Raw genomic sequence first — 13,193 nt, 5'->3', positions numbered from 1 at the left:
TTCTAGACATTGCGCCGTCTGGCGCCTAGCTCACCATGCCCATTCAGAACTCCCCGTACGACGCTTTTTCCAAACTGCTGAGCACCAGCGGCCATCCTTGCTCGCCTGCCGAACTGCACGGCGTGCTGTTGGGCCGCAGTTGCACCGGCGTGGGCTTCGATGCCGACAACTGGCTGGCCGATGTGGCCGAGCTGCTGGAAACCGAACCGACCGAGAACGTGCGTAACGCGCTGATCGGCCTGCAAGAGATGGTCAAGGGCGAGCTGACCGGTGATGACGTCACCGTGGTCCTGCTGCTGCCGACCGACGACGCACCGCTCGCCGAGCGCGCCGCTGCACTGGGCCAATGGTGCCAGGGCTTCCTCCACGGTTTCGGCGTGAATGCCGGCGGCCTGGAACTGAGCACCGACGCCAAGGAAGTGTTGCAGGACCTGGCAGCCATCTCCCAGGTGCAAGACGCCCTGGAAGAGTCCGAAGACGGCGAGGGCGACTATATGGAAGTCATGGAATACCTGCGCGTTGCGCCGTTGCTGCTGTTCACCGAGACCAGGAAGTCCGCTGAACCTGCGGCGCCCAAGCCGTCGCTGCACTGAAAAAGGAAGCCCATCTGCCCATGATCCATATCCCCAAAGCGGAATACACCCGTCGCCGCAAGGCGCTCATGGCGCAGATGGAACCCAACAGCATCGCGATCCTGCCGGCTGCCGCCGTGGCGATTCGCAACCGTGATGTGGAACATGTCTACCGTCAGGACAGCGACTTCCAGTACCTGAGCGGCTTCCCCGAACCGCAGGCGGTGATCGTGCTGATGCCCGGTCGCCAGCATGGCGAGTACATAATGTTCTGCCGCGAACGCAACGCCGAACGCGAATTGTGGGACGGCCTGCGCGCCGGTACCGAAGGTGCGATCCGCGATTTTGGCGCTGACGACGCGTTTCCCATTACCGATATCGACGACATCCTGCCCGGCCTGATTGAAGGCCGCGACCGGGTGTATTCGGCCATGGGCAGCAATGCCGAATTCGACCGGCATGTGATGGAGTGGATCAACGTGATCCGCTCCAAGGCGCACCTGGGCGCCCAGCCGCCGAACGAATTCGTTGCCCTGGATCACTTGCTGCACGACATGCGCCTGTATAAATCGGCGGCGGAAGTGAAGGTGATGCGCGAGGCGGCGCGAATTTCCTGCGCCGCCCATGTGCGCGCGATGCAGGCCAGCCGTGCCGGCCTGCATGAGTTCAGCCTGGAAGCCGAGTTGGATTATGAGTTCCGCAAGGGTGGCGCGAAAATGCCGGCGTATGGCTCCATCGTGGCCGCAGGACGCAACAGCTGCATCCTGCATTACCAGCAGAATGACGCGCTGCTCAAGGACGGTGACCTGGTATTGATCGATGCCGGTTGCGAGATCGACTGCTACGCCAGTGACATCACTCGCACCTGGCCGGTCAACGGCAGGTTTTCGCCCGAGCAAAAGGCGATCTACGAGATTGTGCTGGCCTCCCAGGAAGCCGCTTTCGCGCAGATCGCGCCGAACAAGCATTGGAACCAGGCGCATGAGGCGACCGTGCAGGTCATCACGGCCGGGCTGGTCAGGCTGGGGTTGCTGCAAGGCGAGGTTGACGAACTGATCGCCAGCGAAGCCTACCGCGCTTTTTATATGCATCGCGCCGGCCATTGGCTGGGCATGGATGTGCATGATGTGGGCGAGTACAAAGTCGGCGGTGAATGGCGCGTGCTGGAAGTCGGCATGGCCTTGACCGTGGAGCCGGGGATCTATATTTCACCGGATAACCAGAACGTAGCGAAGAAGTGGCGTGGCATTGGCGTACGCATCGAGGACGACGTGATAGTGACCAAGCAAGGCTGTGAAATTCTGACTGGCGCGGTGCCCAAGACGGTGGCCGAGATCGAAGCGCTGATGGCGGCTGCCCGATGAGCCGGGTCAACCTGGCGATCATCGGCGGTGGCCTGGTGGGCGCCAGCCTGGCGCTGGCGTTGCAGGCCGGGGCCAAGGCGCGAGGGTGGAAAATCGCACTGATCGAGCCCTTCGCGCCCGGCGACAGCTATCAGCCGAGCTACGATGCGCGTTCCTCGGCGCTGTCCTTTGGTGCCCGGCAGATCTATCAGCGCCTGGGCGTGTGGCAGCACATTTCCCGTCGCGCCGAGCCGATCAAGCAGATTCATGTGTCTGACCGTGGACGTTTCTCCACCGCGCGTCTGTCAGCCCTGGAAGAGGGTGTGCCGGCCCTCGGTTACGTGGTGGAAAACGCCTGGCTGGGCCAATGCCTGTGGCAAGGCCTGGATAAGGAGGTGGTCAGCTGGCGCTGCCCGGCGGAAGTCACGCGCATGGAGCCGCTGCCTGATGGCTACCGCCTGACCCTCAACGATGAAACCGTGCTCGAATGCGACCTTGCCGTACTGGCCGACGGCGGCCGCTCGGGCCTGCGCGAACAACTGGGCATCGGCGTCAAGACGCGCCCGTATAACCAGAGCGCGCTGATCGCCAACATCACCCCGAGCGAAGCCCATAATGGCGAAGCGTTCGAGCGCTTCACCGATGAAGGGCCGATGGCCTTGCTGCCGCTGCCCGACAACCGCTGCGCGCTGGTCTGGACCCGCATGGGCATGGACGCCCAGCGTCTGGCGGGCCTTGACGAGCGCAGTTTCCTCAGCGAATTGCAGGGCGTGTTCGGCTATCGCCTGGGCACGCTGAAGCAGGTAGGCGCGCGGCATCTGTATCCGCTGACGCTGGTGGAAGCGGAAGAACAGGTCCGCTCGCACCTGGTGGTCCTCGGCAATGCGGCGCACAGCCTGCACCCGATCGCCGGGCAGGGTTTCAACCTGTCCCTGCGCGACGCCAACGCCCTGGCCGAAGCCTTGCTGGCCGGGCCTGCCGTGCCGGGCGACCTGGCGACGCTGCAGCGCTACCGCGAGCGCCAGCGCCTGGACCAGCAACTGACGGTGGGTTTCTCCGACCAGGTCACGCGCCTGTTTGGCAGCGGCCAACCGTTGGTGGCGCTGGGGCGCAACATGGGCCTGCTCGGCCTGGACCTGCTGCCGCCGGCCAAGCGCTGGTTCGCCCGCCAGGCCATGGGCCTGGGTACGCGCCCCGATGCGTAAGTGGCTGATCCAGCGCCTGGGCAAGGCGCGGCTGCTGCGCTGGGTGATGACGCTCTATCCGCCCTACCTGGGCGCCGGGGTCAGTGTGCAGCAGATGAGCGCCGACTTTCGTCACGTCAAGGTGCGCATGGGCCTGGGCTGGTATAACCGCAACTATGTGGGCACCCAGTTCGGCGGCAGCCTGTATTCGATGGTCGACCCGTTCTACATGCTGATGCTGATGGAGAACCTGGGCCGCGATTATATTGTGTGGGACAAGGCCGCCAGCATCGATTTCATCTCGCCGGGCAAAGGTCCGGTGTATGCCGAGTTTTCCATCGACGACGCCCTGCTCGATGAGGTTCGTCGACAGACCGCCGATGGCGAGAAATATTTGCCTCGGCTCAAGGTCCAGATTCATGACGGCTCCGGCACCCTGGTGGCGCGGGTCGACAAAACCCTTTACGTGCGGCGCAAGCCGCCAGCGAGACAGGCTTGACTATGGACATGCGCGCAGATGTGCTGATTGTCGGGGCCGGAATGGTCGGAAGCGCCCTGGCGCTGGCGTTGCAGGGCAGTGGCCTGCAGGTGTTGCTGCTTGACGGCAGCCCGCTGAGCGTCAAGCCGTTCGAACCGGCGGCGGCGTTTGAACCGCGGGTGAGTGCGCTGTCCGCCGCGAGCCAGCGCATTCTCGAACGCCTTGGCGTGTGGGACGGCATCGTCGAGCGCCGCGCCAGTCCCTATGGCCAGATGCAAGTATGGGACGGCAGCGGCACCGGGCAGATCCACTTCTCGGCAGCCAGCGTGCATGCCGAGGTGCTGGGGCATATCGTGGAGAATCGCGTGGTCCAGGATGCCTTGCTGGACCGCCTGCATGATTGTGACCTGGGGCTGCTGGCCAATGCGCGCCTGGAGCAGATGCGCCGTTCCGGCGATGAATGGCTGCTGACCCTGGCCGATGGGCGCAAGCTGCGCGCGCCGCTGGTGGTCGCCGCTGACGGCGCCAACTCCGCGGTGCGCCGCCTGACCGGCACCCCCACCCGTGAATGGGACTACCTGCACAACGCCATCGTCACCAGCGTACGCAGCAGCCAGCCGCATCAGCGCACGGCGTGGCAACGCTTCACCGACACGGGCCCGCTGGCATTCCTGCCGCTGGTGCGTGATGGGCAGGAGGACTGGTGCTCGATTGTCTGGTCGACCACGCCGGCGGAGTCTGAGCGTTTGATGGCCCTGGACGATGAGCGCTTCTGCGGTGAGCTGGAGCGGGCCTTTGAGCGGCGCCTGGGCACGGTGGTCAGCGCCGACCCGCGCGTCTGCGTGCCGTTGCGTCAGCGTCACGCCAAACGTTACGTGGCCGAGGGCCTGGCGTTGATTGGCGATGCGGCCCACGTCATCCATCCCTTGGCGGGGCAGGGCGTTAACCTGGGCTTTCTCGATGCCGCGGTGCTGGCCGAAGTGTTGCTGGCGGCGACCGAGCGTGGCGAGCGTCTGGCGGATGTGAAGGTGCTGAGCCGCTACGAACGTCGGCGCATGCCGCATAACCTGGCGCTGATGGCGGCAATGGAGGGCTTCGAGCGCCTGTTTCAGGCCGATCAACTGCCGCTGCGCTGGTTGCGCAATGCCGGGTTGAAGATCGTCGACCAGATGCCCGAAGCCAAGGCACTGTTTGTACGCCAGGCCTTGGGCCTGACCGGCGACCTCCCGGACCTCGCCAAACTGTAAACCGAAGTGCGGCCCCCTGTGGGAGGGGCTTGCCCCCGATGAGCATAGGTATCTACACAATTTTGGTGCGACACCGCACCTGTGGCGAGGGAGCTAACGCGTATCTACCTGACGCTCCGAGGTCCAAATGTGGGAGGGGGCTTGCCCCCGATGGCGGCCTCAGGGCCGACCAGGATGTTGGATCAGACCGATTACATATCCGTTTCTGCGGTAACGGCTGCTAATGGTTCCGCTTTTACAGCGGCTCACTTTTGAAAAGCGCAAAAGTAAGCAAAACGCTCTTGCCCCACCACTCGGCACCTCGCCTAGGCTCGGTGTGCCCGAACGCAGGCTTGAATCCGTGGGCCGCCGCAATGGGCCATCCCTGGCCCAGTGCGGCTAACCCGGCGTCCTGCCGGGTTACCCACGGATTCAAGCCTGCGTTCGGCCAGCGTGGTTTAACGGGGCGCCTAGGATCAAAAGCAGATCAAGATCAAAAGCCAGATCAAGAGCGACTCGCTTCGCATCGTGGTTACGGTTGGGCGCTGCTGGGTTGTGTAGATACCTATGCCCCGATGAGGCCGCCAGCCCTCACACATACCTCAAGCCGTGCAACATCTGGTAACGCCTCCATCAAGCGTTACCAAATGTGAGTCCTTATCATTTGCGCTCTTTTTGCAAATGAGAGACCGCACCCATGTTGGCATCCAAGCGCCTCCTGACTGCCCTGGCACTCACCCTGATCGGCAGCGCCACCGCGCAGGCCGCTGACGAAGTGGTGGTCTACTCCTCGCGCATCGACGAACTGATCAAGCCGGTGTTCGACGCCTATACCCGCAAGACCGGCGTACAGGTGAAGTTCATCACCGACAAGGAAGCCCCGCTGATGCAGCGCATCAAGGCCGAGGGCGAAAATGCCACCGCTGACCTGCTGCTCACCGTCGACGCCGGCAACCTCTGGCAGGCCGAGCAGATGGGCATCCTGCAGCCGTTCACCTCCGAGGTGATCGACAAGAATATCCCGTTGCAATACCGCTCTTCGGCCCATGCGTGGACCGGTTTGAGCCTGCGCGCGCGCACCATCGCCTACTCCACCGATCGGGTAAAACCGGGCGACCTGACCACCTACGAAGCCCTGGCCGACAAACAGTGGGAAGGCCGCCTGTGCCTGCGCACGGCGAAAAAGGTCTACAACCAGTCCCTGACCGCCACGCTGATCGAGACCCACGGCGCGGCAAAGACCGAAGAAATCGTCAAAGGCTGGGTGAATAACCTGTCCACCGACGTGTTCTCCGACGATATTGCGGTGCTGGAGGCGATCAACGCCGGGCAATGCGACGTGGGTATCGTCAACACTTACTACTACGGTCGCCTGCACAAGCAGAAGCCGGACCTGGCGGTGAAGCTGTTCTGGCCGAACCAGGGCGACCGTGGCGTGCATGTGAACCTGTCGGGCATTGGCTTGACCAAACACGCGCCACACCCGGCAGCGGCCAAGGCCCTGGTGGAATGGATGACCACGCCTGAGGCGCAGAAGATCTTCGCCGACGTGAACCAGGAATTTCCGGCCAACCCGGCGGTACCGCCGTCGGCCGAAGTGGCGACCTGGGGCAAATTCGTGGCCGATACCTTGCCGGTGGAGGTGGCGGGCAAGCGTCAGGCCGAGGCGATCCGCTTGATGGACCGCGCCGGTTGGAACTGAGTTTTTAAATCGCCGCCAATCAAAATGTGGGAGGTGGCTTGCCCCCGATGACGGCGTGTCAGTCTAATCACCGGTGTCTGACACTCCCTCATCGGGGGCAAGCCACCTCCCACACTGTTTTATGTCTGCTGTCAGACAGTCCATTCCCAGGGAATTTGCTTTTGGCCCACCCCGCCCAACGCCGCTGGTACCTGCCGGTCTTCACCATCGCCGCCCTGGTGCTGCTGCCGCTGAGCGTGCTGTTGCTGTCCTGGCAAAGCATCGATCAACAAATCTGGTCCCACCTGTGGGACACCCAGATGCCTCGCTTGCTGGGCAACACCTTGACCCTGGTACTCGGCGTCGGCGTTGGCGTGACCTTGCTGGGGGTGAGCCTGGCCTGGCTGACCAGCCTCTGCGAGTTCCCGGGGCGGCGCTGGCTGGATTGGGCGTTGATGCTGCCCTTTGCGATTCCGGCCTATGTGCTGGCCTTCGTGTTTGTAGGACTGCTGGACTTTGCAGGCCCGGTGCAGACCCTGCTGCGCGAAGGGTTCGGCGCGGGGCTGCGCCTGCCCCGCGTGCGCTCCACCAGCGGCGTGATCATCGTCTTGGTGCTGGTGTTCTACCCCTATGTCTATCTGCTGGCGCGTTCGGCATTCCTGGCCCAGGGCAAGGGCTTGATGGAAGCGGCACGGGTGCTGGGCCAGTCGCCGTGGCAGGCGTTCTGGCGCGTGGCGCTGCCCATGGCGCGGCCGGCGATTGGTGCTGGTGTCGCCTTGGCCCTGATGGAAACCCTGGCGGATTTTGGTGCGGTCTCGGTGTTCAATTTCGACACATTCACCACCGCCATCTATAAAACCTGGTACGGCTTTTTCAGCCTGTCCAGCGCCGCTCAACTGGCCAGCCTGTTGTTGCTGGTGGTGATGCTGGTGCTGTATGGCGAACGGCGCGCGCGTGGAGCGAGCCGGCCCGGCAACGAGCGCCCGCGCAGCAAGGCGCTGTATCACCTGCGTGGGGTCAAGGCGGCCGCGGCCAGCGGTTGGTGTGGCCTGGTGTTCGCCTGCGCGTTTGTGATCCCGATGCTGCAACTGGTGGCCTGGTTCTGGCAGCGCGGCCGCTTCGACCTGGATGAGCGCTACACCGGCCTGATCGTGCATACGCTGTACCTGGGTGGGATAGCGGCGCTGGTGACTGTCAGCGTGGCGCTGATACTGGCGTTCGCCAACCGCCTGGCGCCGACGCGGGCGATCCGCTCCGGCATCAGCCTGGCGAATGTCGGTTATGCCTTGCCCGGGTCGGTGTTGGCGGTGTCGATCATGTTGGCCTTCAGCTATCTGGACCGCGAACTGGTGGTGCCGCTGTCGGGCTGGCTGGGCGGCGCGGGCAAGCCGTTGCTGCTGGGCAGCCTGTCGGCGCTGGTGCTGGCGTATCTGGTGCGATTCCTGGCGGTCGCCTACGGACCTCTGGAAAACAGCCTGGCGCGTATTCGCCCATCGTTGCCCGAGGCCGCACGCAGCCTGGGCGTGAGTGGGCCACAACTGTTTTGCAAGGTGTATCTGCCGCTCCTGCTGCCCGGCACCCTGAGCGCGGCGCTGCTGGTGTTTGTCGATGTGCTCAAGGAAATGCCCGCCACCTTGCTGATGCGCCCGTTTGGCTGGGACACCCTGGCGGTGCGCATCTTTGAAATGACCAGTGAAGGGGAATGGGCGCGGGCCTCGCTGCCGGCGTTGACCCTGGTGCTGGTCGGGTTGTTGCCGGTCATCGGGTTGATTCGGCGCTCCGCACGACAAATCGGCTAGGTGCCAGTCCTACAGCTTGCGGCTACAATGCGCGGCATTCGGTGTGCTCCGTCTTTCGGATCGACCTGCTGTATGTGGCTGCGGGCCTTGTCGTTCAAGGTGTTCGGCGCAAGTGGCAGCTCTGCGCACCTTCGCCAAGCCCGGAAGGAGAAACCCATGGGACAGCGTACGCCTCTGTATGACCTGCATCTCGCCCTCGGCGCGAAAATGGTCGATTTTGGCGGTTGGGATATGCCTTTGCATTACGGCTCGCAAGTTGAGGAGCACCATCAGGTGCGGCGCGACTGCGGGGTGTTCGATGTATCTCATATGACCGTGATCGATGTCACCGGCCCCCAGGCCAAGGAATGGCTCCAGCACCTGCTGGCCAATGATGTCGATCGATTGCACGGCTGCGGCCGTGCGTTGTACAGCGCCATGCTCAACGAGCAGGGCGGGGTGGTGGACGACATGATCGTCTACCGTACCGAAACCGGATACCGACTGGTGGTCAACGCCGCCACCCGTGACCAGGACATGGCCTGGATGCAGGCGCAACTGGGCAGCTATCAAGTGCAGTTGCAGGAGCGCTCCGAGCTGGCCATGCTCGCCATTCAAGGGCCCCACGCGCGGCAGAAGATCGCCGAACTGGTGACCCAGTCCCGTGGCACCCTGATCCATCAGCTCAAACCGTTCGAAGGCCAGGCCGACGGCGACTGGTTTATCGCCCGCACCGGTTACACCGGCGAAGACGGTCTGGAAATTGTCCTGCCTGCCGACCAGGCGCCGGGGTTTTTCAACGACCTGGTGGGCGCCGGTATTTCCCCCATCGGTCTCGGCGCGCGCGATACCTTGCGCCTGGAGGCCGGCATGAACCTGTATGGTCAGGATATCCACCAGCAGGTGTCGCCCCTGGCGGCCAACATGGCCTGGAGCATCGCCTGGGAACCGGCAGGGCGCAATTTTATCGGCCGCGCCGCGCTGGAAGCGGAAAAAGCGGCCGGTGTGCAGTTCAAATTGGTCGGGCTGGTCCTGGAAGAACGTGGGGTTCTGCGTGCTCACCAGGTAGTTCGTATCGCCAATGTTGGCGAAGGGGAGATCACCAGTGGTAGTTTCTCACCTACGCTTAGCAAATCCATTGCCCTGGCGCGTGTACCGACGGCGACCGCCGACCGGGCCGAAGTGGAAATCCGCGGTAAGTGGTACCCGGTTCGAGTGGTCAAGCCGACCTTCGTCCGCCATGGCAAAACCTTGATCTAACTATTTTCCGGCAGGCCACTGGCCGCTGACATTTCTTCTTGAGGACACAGACTATGAGCAATATCCCTGCCGACCTGCGTTTTGCCGAAAGTCATGAGTGGGCCCGTCTGGAAGCCGACGGCAGCGTGACCGTCGGGATCTCCGACCATGCTCAGGAAGCGTTGGGCGATGTGGTGTTTGTTGAGCTGGCCGAGGTGGGTGCCACATTTGAAGCCCAGGGCCAGGCGGGGGTGGTTGAGTCGGTGAAAGCTGCTTCGGACATCTATGCCCCGGTTGCAGGCGAGGTGATTGCGGTCAACGAAGAGTTGGGTGGGAGTCCTGAGCTGTTGAACTCCGACCCCTACGGCGCCTGGATCTTCAAGCTCAAGCCAAGCAACGCGGCTGATCTGGAGAAACTGCTGGACGCTGCCGGCTACAAAGCCGCTATCGGCGAGTAAACACAGAACCCAATGTGGGAGGGGGCTTGCCCCCGATGGCGGAGTGTCAGTCTCCTCATCAGTGGCTGACCCACCTCAATCGGGGGCAAGCCCCCTCCCACATTAAGTAATCAGCCTGCTTTCAATATCGTTTTGACCGCCGCCACAGCCCGCTCCACATCCGCTTCCGTCATCGCCGTGAACATCGGCAACGACACGATCAATCGCCCAACACGCTCCGCCACCGGGAACATCCCTTCCTTGAAACCCTGTGCCCGATACAGGCTCAGCAGGTGGATGGGCGGGTAGTGATAGCCAATGCCGACGCCAAGGGCCTGCATCTGCTCCATAAACGTAGCGCGGGCGGGCAGACCATCCTGACGCTCCGGCAATACCAGTTGGAACAGGTGCCAGTTGCTGTTTTCGAAGTCCGCCGGCGGCAGTTGCGCGCCGTACTGTTGTTCAAAATCACTGCCGAAGCATTCGAAGTAGTGGCGTGCCAGGTTCTGGCGATGGGCGGTGATCTTCTCGATGTGGGCAAATTGCCCGAGGCCGATGGCGGCGGCGATATCGGTCATGTTGAACTTGCCGCCCAGCACGTCCACATCCAGGCCATCGAAACCGCTGCGGGTCACACCTTGCAGGCGGTATTTTTCGGCCAGGCGGGCTTCTTCAGCGTTGTTCAACACCAGGCAGCCGCCTTCGGATGAGGTGATGTTCTTGTTCGCCTGGAAGCTGAACGACACGAAGTCGCCGGTAGCGCCAATGCGTTCCCCGTCCCAGCTGGACCCCAGCGCCTGGGCGGCATCCTCGACGATGCGCAGCTTGTACTTGTTGGCCAGCGCATAGAGCATCGGCATATCCAGGGGCAAGCCGGCCAGGTAGACCGGGATGATCGCCTTGGTGCGCGGGGTGATCGCCGCTTCAACCTGAGCCAGATCGATGTTGCGGGTGACCGGGTCGATATCGGCAAAGACCGGGGTGGCGCCCACCTCGAGGATGACGTTGGCCGTGGCGACCCAGGAGATCGGCGTAGTGATGACTTCATCCCCAGGCCCGATGCCGGCGATGCGCAAGGCAATCTCCATGGTGCAGGTGCCGGAGTTGAAGGTGCGCACCGGGCGGCCGCCAAAGTATTCCGACAACTGCGCTTCGAATGCCTGCACCTTCGGCCCACTGGTGATCCAGCCGGAACGCAGGACATCGCCGACCGCCGAGATCGTGGCTTCGTCAATGGTAGGTTTGGAGAACGGCAGGAAAGGCTGTTGGCTCATGACGAAGAAGGCATCCGGTAGGCGATGAGTGATGGACGTGTGAGTCCTGCATGGTTGCACGGCTCGACTGAATATAGCCTGTCGCCCGTGAACGATTCGTCATGTTGCAGGCAAAAAAATGCCGCTTGAAAAAGCGGCATTTTTTACGCTGTAGTCGTTACTCGGTAACAGCGTTCTTCGCGAGGATGGCGTTGGCCAGTTCCATGTCCGTGGCCTGCAGGCCAGGGTTGTCGGCGCGCACTTTCTGCATGGCCGCCTCCAGGTACGGGCCGCGGATGCCGCCGTCGCTGGCGACGAAGCTGCCGGCGTCGTCCTGGGCGGCGACGACCATTTTGTGGTCCTTGAAGGTCAGGTAGGTCGAGCCGGTGGTGGCGCCCGACGAGATGACATTACGCCAGAAGCTGTCGGCCATGGCTGAGCCGACAGGGAGGGAGAGCACAGCGAGGGTTGCGACAGCATATTTAAGACGCATGATGGGTGACTCCGGTGGGTTATCTGTACGTTTTGATTGTAGTTAACCTTATCCAGTTCCATCACTGACTAAACAGTTTCAACCTTTAAAACCACGCCATCCTGCCCAATCACGCGGACTTGAGAGCCTACAGGGGCATCGGTACCGGTGACCATCCATACGCCATCGCCGACCTTGACCTTGCCCCTGCCGTCCACTATCGCCTGATGCACCACGAACGTGCGCCCGACCAGCTCTGAGCCGCGCTCGTTCAAGCCGGGCTGGTCGCTGGCCTTGGCGCTGCTGCGTTGGCGTCTCCACCAGTACACGGCCGTCAATATCGACAACAGGGCAAACAGCAGCAGTTGCCACTCAAGTCCAAGGGGCGGGACAATAAACTTGATCACGCCCACGGCCGCTGCGGCGATACCCATCCACAACAGGTAGCCTCCGGCACCGAACACCTCGAGAATCAACAACACGGTGCCCAGCGCCAACCAGTCCCAGAACGAAAGATGCTGCAGGAAATCCCACATGGTGGCGACCTCAGCCTTTCTTGTTGTCGAAGGTGGCTTTGACGATCTCGCCGATACCGCCCACGGCACCAATCACCTGGCTGGCTTCCAGCGGCATCAGGATAACTTTGCTGTTGTTGGCCGATGCCAGCTTGCCCAGGGCATCGATGTATTTCTGCGCGACGAAGTAGTTCACCGCCTGGACGTTGCCGGAGGCGATCGCTTCCGAGACCACCTGGGTCGCGCGGGCTTCAGCCTCGGCCTGCCGTTCACGGGCTTCGGATTCGAGGAAGGCGGCCTGGCGGCTACCCTCGGCCTCGAGGATCTGCGCCTGTTTCTTGCCCTCGGCGGTAAGGATCGCCGAGGCTCGCAGGCCTTCGGCTTCGAGGATCTGCGCACGCTTGATCCGCTCGGCTTTCATTTGCCCGGACATGGCCGCCATCAGGTCGGCGGGCGGGCTGATGTCCTTGATTTCGATACGAGTGATCTTGATGCCCCACGGCGCCGTGGCTTCGTCGACGGTGCGCAACAGCTTTTCGTTGATACCGTCGCGCTGGCTGAGCATGGCATCCAGCTCCATGGAGCCGAGCACCGTACGGATATTGGTTTGCAGCAGGTTGCGAATGGCATGTTCGAGGTTGTTCACCTCATACGCGGCCTGGGCAGTGTTGACCACCTGGAAGAAGCACACGGCGTCAATCTGCACGGTGGCGTTGTCGGCGGTAATCACTTCCTGGGGCGGGATATCCAGCACGCTTTCCATCACGTTGATCTTGCGGCCGATGCGGTCCATGACCGGGATGATGATGTTCAGGCCGGGCTTGAGGGTATTGGTATAGCGGCCGAAACGTTCGACGGTCCACTGGTAGCCCTGGGGCACCACCTTGAAACCCATGAACAGGATGGCAATGGCCAATCCCACGAAAAGAAGCAGTACGGTTCCGATCTGCATTGCGATTCCCTATCTGATGATGTCAGTGACACGACGTTCGGTCGATTGTAACGGTGTCGTCAC

General features: G+C 62.6%; 13 protein-coding genes. 9 read left to right on the top strand and 4 right to left on the bottom strand.

Features of this window, described 5'->3' with window-relative positions:
- Positions 1-35 precede the first annotated feature (35 nt).
- From BOP93_RS25895 to gcvH, 9 genes are all read left to right on the top strand, one after another.
- A complete protein-coding gene (locus BOP93_RS25895; RefSeq protein ID WP_057723388.1) occupies positions 36-593 on the top strand; it encodes a YecA family protein in 558 nt (185 codons plus the stop codon).
- A gap of 20 nt (positions 594-613) precedes the next feature.
- Positions 614-1,936 carry a Xaa-Pro aminopeptidase gene (gene pepP, locus BOP93_RS25890; protein ID WP_065887023.1) on the top strand — a complete coding sequence of 441 codons (1,323 nt, stop codon included), beginning with the start codon at positions 614-616 and terminating at the stop codon, positions 1,934-1,936.
- Positions 1,933-3,120 (top strand): 2-octaprenyl-6-methoxyphenyl hydroxylase, encoded by a 1,188-nt coding sequence (gene ubiH, locus BOP93_RS25885; RefSeq protein WP_104505068.1) that lies wholly within the window; start codon positions 1,933-1,935, stop codon positions 3,118-3,120. Before pepP ends, ubiH begins: the two co-directional genes overlap by 4 nt.
- Positions 3,113-3,598 carry a DUF4442 domain-containing protein gene (locus tag BOP93_RS25880; RefSeq protein ID WP_065887025.1) on the top strand — a complete coding sequence of 162 codons (486 nt, stop codon included), beginning with the start codon at positions 3,113-3,115 and terminating at the stop codon, positions 3,596-3,598. Before ubiH ends, BOP93_RS25880 begins: the two co-directional genes overlap by 8 nt.
- A gap of 8 nt (positions 3,599-3,606) precedes the next feature.
- Positions 3,607-4,824 (top strand): 2-octaprenyl-3-methyl-6-methoxy-1,4-benzoquinol hydroxylase, encoded by a 1,218-nt coding sequence (locus BOP93_RS25875; protein ID WP_167400629.1) that lies wholly within the window; start codon positions 3,607-3,609, stop codon positions 4,822-4,824.
- A gap of 676 nt (positions 4,825-5,500) precedes the next feature.
- Positions 5,501-6,505 carry an extracellular solute-binding protein gene (locus BOP93_RS25865; RefSeq protein ID WP_065887027.1) on the top strand — a complete coding sequence of 335 codons (1,005 nt, stop codon included), beginning with the start codon at positions 5,501-5,503 and terminating at the stop codon, positions 6,503-6,505.
- 161 nt (positions 6,506-6,666) lie between these two features.
- Positions 6,667-8,283 carry an ABC transporter permease gene (locus BOP93_RS25860; protein ID WP_104505066.1) on the top strand — a complete coding sequence of 539 codons (1,617 nt, stop codon included), beginning with the start codon at positions 6,667-6,669 and terminating at the stop codon, positions 8,281-8,283.
- A gap of 156 nt (positions 8,284-8,439) precedes the next feature.
- The gene (gene gcvT, locus BOP93_RS25855; protein WP_065897672.1) at positions 8,440-9,522 is read left to right on the top strand and encodes a glycine cleavage system aminomethyltransferase GcvT; all 1,083 of its coding nucleotides are present in this window, start codon (positions 8,440-8,442) and stop codon (positions 9,520-9,522) included.
- Positions 9,523-9,575: 53 nt separating this feature from the next.
- Positions 9,576-9,959: a glycine cleavage system protein GcvH gene (gene gcvH / locus BOP93_RS25850; RefSeq protein WP_104505065.1), complete on the top strand. Its 384-nt coding sequence runs from the start codon at positions 9,576-9,578 to the stop codon at positions 9,957-9,959.
- A 110-nt stretch (positions 9,960-10,069) separates the two neighbouring features.
- Here the strand turns inward: gcvH and BOP93_RS25845 are convergent, their stop codons facing one another.
- From BOP93_RS25845 to BOP93_RS25830, 4 genes are all read right to left on the bottom strand, one after another.
- Complete coding sequence (locus BOP93_RS25845) at positions 10,070-11,212, bottom strand: DegT/DnrJ/EryC1/StrS family aminotransferase (RefSeq protein ID WP_104505064.1); 1,143 nt, start codon at positions 11,210-11,212, stop codon at positions 10,070-10,072.
- Positions 11,213-11,369: 157 nt separating this feature from the next.
- Positions 11,370-11,684 (bottom strand): DUF2388 domain-containing protein, encoded by a 315-nt coding sequence (locus BOP93_RS25840; protein ID WP_057723397.1) that lies wholly within the window; start codon positions 11,682-11,684, stop codon positions 11,370-11,372.
- 68 nt (positions 11,685-11,752) lie between these two features.
- On the bottom strand, positions 11,753-12,199 hold the full coding sequence (locus tag BOP93_RS25835) for an NfeD family protein (protein WP_104505063.1): 447 nt from the start codon (positions 12,197-12,199) through the stop codon (positions 11,753-11,755).
- Between the two features lie 10 nt (positions 12,200-12,209).
- The gene (locus tag BOP93_RS25830; protein WP_003176797.1) at positions 12,210-13,130 is read right to left on the bottom strand and encodes an SPFH domain-containing protein; all 921 of its coding nucleotides are present in this window, start codon (positions 13,128-13,130) and stop codon (positions 12,210-12,212) included.
- Positions 13,131-13,193 lie beyond the last annotated feature (63 nt).

Source organism: Pseudomonas orientalis (assembly GCF_002934065.1).
GTDB lineage: Bacteria > Pseudomonadota > Gammaproteobacteria > Pseudomonadales > Pseudomonadaceae > Aquipseudomonas > Aquipseudomonas orientalis_A.
This window is presented reverse-complemented; position numbering and strand designations above follow the sequence as displayed.